The sequence below is a fragment of the Vibrio sp. 1249-1 genome, from assembly GCF_033340495.1.
The window spans coordinates 1-1,178 of the sequence record NZ_JAWOWJ010000094.1; the positions used below are offsets into that span (position 1 = coordinate 1).

The window sequence follows — 1,178 nt, forward strand, 5'->3', positions numbered from 1 at the left end:
AAAATCCATCTACCGCGAATACATCTGGCAGGTATGGGTGGAGCAGTTTGAGTGGAATACCATCCGCACTCAGATTAAGCGCCCAAGGTTGGCTTGCCGTACTTAGATCAAGTTGACCAAAGCCTTCAATGTAGCCTTGTTCTAGTGGGGCAAACAGACGTGAGAGTTGCCACAACCCTTGCTCACTTTGTGTCGAAAGCGCAGCATGAGAAGACAGAACTTGGTCGTAGCTCGCATTCACGACACTCGCGTCGAGACTGCCATGCCATACGCCCCAAAAACGGTCCTGACGCTTTAACTTTAGCGCTTTTCCTTCGACGTTTAAGCCAGAGAGTTGCCAGAATGGTTCGTGCGCTAATTGGATTATCTGACTGCGTTCAATATCAAGTTCTTGGATATCCACTTCTTGTAGCGCGCTGGTGGCGGCCTTCCACCAATCCTTGTTGTCATCAGACTGGATAGCCCATTTCAATCCTTGAACAGAAGCCGTGTCGAGTTGCCAGTGCGTCGGTTTGAATTGACCAGAAACCTGTACGCGGCCTTGCTGCCAATCTAGGCTCAGTTCTTGGAGCTGGATATTCTCGGGCGTGAAAATGGCGTTCAAGCGTGGCTCTATTGCGGTTTGCTCTTGGAAACGAACACTGTCAGCTTGTAAAGACACTTTGGCAGTGGCATTCCATAGAGATGCAGGCAGTGAGGCATCTTCAATGGACAGTTCAAGGTTTTGCCAGTGCCATTCCCCCCATTCAATATCGGCGTTAAGCAAGTCGAGGCTATTGATGTGGTTAATGGTGAACGGCAATTCTTGCCACGGTTTAGAGAGTAAAGATTGTCGCTGTGCATTGGTGATTGCCAACTTATCAATCGTGACATTGACCAAAGACCAGCCTTGCGGATATTGCTCACCTTGCCCTGAGATTTGGCTATTGCGCCATTTAAAAGACGTGCCATAGAGGGTGCTGTTTTGGGCTTGATAATCCACATCAACCAGTACTTTTTGTATCGCCTCACCGTGCCAATACATTTGCTCTGCAGAAGCCTGAATAGCGCCGTAAGGCCATAATTGTTGAGCGTTTAGCCAAGTAGGATCTTGGATTTGGATACTCAATCCAGTTACGGAAAAGCGCGGACCCGCGTAATCAATATTTTTCAGCGCAATCTGGTGGAACTGGATCGAC

The 1,178-nt window shown here is 48.6% G+C and carries 1 protein-coding gene; it reads right to left on the reverse strand.

From position 1 onward, the window contains the following. On the reverse strand, positions 1 to 1,178 hold a 1,178-nt coding region (locus tag R7Z50_RS24500; protein ID WP_318149347.1), incomplete at both ends, for an AsmA family protein.